3 protein-coding genes are annotated in these 1,780 nt (G+C 67.3%); 1 reads left to right on the top strand and 2 read right to left on the bottom strand.

All coding sequences use genetic code 11. The features are described from left to right. Positions 1 to 255: hypothetical protein (locus tag E9998_RS10510; protein WP_136529650.1), on the bottom strand; the 255-nt coding region annotated here is incomplete at its 3' end. Between the two features lie 70 nt (positions 256 to 325). Beyond that, positions 326 to 883, bottom strand: a complete 558-nt coding sequence (locus tag E9998_RS10505) for an HdeD family acid-resistance protein (RefSeq protein ID WP_136529649.1) — start codon at positions 881 to 883, stop codon at positions 326 to 328. A 510-nt stretch (positions 884 to 1,393) separates the two neighbouring features. Between E9998_RS10505 and E9998_RS25285 the strand changes: the two genes are divergently transcribed. Then, a partial coding sequence (locus tag E9998_RS25285) for a hypothetical protein (RefSeq protein ID WP_158299773.1) occupies positions 1,394 to 1,780 on the top strand: 387 nt, incomplete at its 3' end.

Below are 1,780 nucleotides of genomic sequence, written 5' to 3'. Positions count from 1 at the left end.
CTCGACGCCCAGGCAGGGCCGGTCGTCGAGGATCGTGGTGGAGGCGGTGCCGACGATGTCGACTTCGGGCTGGATGACGATGTCGGGCCAGTCGGCCTCGCCGGTCGTCGAGTAGACGGTGCAGAGGTTCTCGCCGGTGTCGCCGGTGGTGAAGGGGACCGGCGCCGCAGCGGCCGGTCCGGCGGCGGCGAGTGCGAAGAGGACGCCGGCGACGATCGCGAGTGCGGTGCGCAGGAGGTTGGGTCGTCGGTTCATGGTGCTCCGATCGGCAGGGGTGTCCGGGGCGCCTCCCAACCGCGCGCCCCGAAGCAAGATATTTATGTACCTAAATATCCTGGATGCCGTTGCGCGCGTCAAGCTCCTTGGCGAGCCGCCGGAGCCGCACGCTGGTGACCACCGTGATGACGCCCCAGATGATCGCGAGGAACCCGATGGTGACCACGAGCGCCACCGCGCCCTTCCCCGGCTTGATCAGCAGCAGGATGCCCAGCAGGACCCCTGCGAGTCCCGAGAGGACGAACAGCCACCGCCCGCCCGAGTCCCCGAGCCCGAACCCCGAGACGATCGCGGCCACGCCGGTGACGATCGCCCAGAACGCGATCACATACAGCAGCGCCACGGCCGTGATGCCTGGCCAGAACAGCGCGATGAGCCCCGCGATCACCCCGAGCACCCCCATGAAGATGAGGAACCCGCGCCCCGACGCACGCCGCGCGCCCATGATGATCGCGGTGAACCCGTCCACGATCGCATAAGCGCCGAACAGGATCACCAGCGCCAGAATCGTGATGTCGGGCCAGAAGATCGCCATCGCGCCGAAGACGATCGTGAAGATGCCCCGCACCAACACCCACGCCCAGTTCTTGGCGAGCAGTTCGAGCATCGCAAACACCTCGTTTCACCTGCGATAACACCTACAAGTGACACGCTAACCCCAACCGAACCCACAAATGCGCAATCCTCAGAAACCAGGCGTGCGCGAGCGTTAAGCCCGCGGCCGTGTCTCGGGCCGCGCTGGTTGCGGTTACCCCTGGCAGCGACAAGGGGTGGAATCGCCTTCGGGCGCGCGGCGTGTCCGGGCGCCGCCGTAATTGCGGTTACTGAAGGCGGCGACAAGGGGTGGGAGTCCGGTTCGGGCGCGTTCGGGCGCCGCCGTCGTTGCGGTTACTGAAGGCGGCGATAGCGAACGGTCCGAACGATCAGAGCCCGGCGCCGCCCTCCCGGCCCGATCCGATTGCGGCGCAAGAGCTTCCGACCGCGGCGTGAATGTCTCTCATGGAATATCCACTCGTTCGAGTGATGACACCACCACTACACCATGTCATCATTGAATCACGCACAAAGAACCGAAAACAGCACGAACAACCGAGACGGCCGGAAGGAGGCGACACCAATGAACACCCCCGAAGCCACCCCCACCCCCGCCCCTTCCCGCTACGCCCCACCGCCCGCACGCGTGACCGACCGCCGCACCCGGGCAGCCGAGATCCGCTCCACCCTCGATGGCGCTGCTGCCGCGATCAACGCACACCACGCCCAGGTGCTCGCGGCAGTGATCGCGATGCACGACCAGCACCTCCACCGCGACCAGTTCGGCTTCTCCGCACTCCGCGACCTGCTCCTGGCCGAGTTCGCCTTCACCTTCGACACCGCAGGGCAGGTCGCCGCCATCGCCCGCCTCTCCCGCAAGTTCACCCACCTCACCGCAGCAGCAGTGGCGGGGCAGGCCCGGATCGACCGGGTCGCCTACGCCGTCCGCCAGCTCGACAAGACCCCCGCC

The sequence above is a fragment of the Glycomyces paridis genome (genome assembly GCF_004912155.1).
GTDB classification, from domain to species: domain Bacteria; phylum Actinomycetota; class Actinomycetes; order Mycobacteriales; family Micromonosporaceae; genus Glycomyces; species Glycomyces paridis.
The sequence above is the reverse complement of the archived record's forward strand: the minus strand, read 5'-3'. Positions and strand labels throughout refer to the sequence as shown.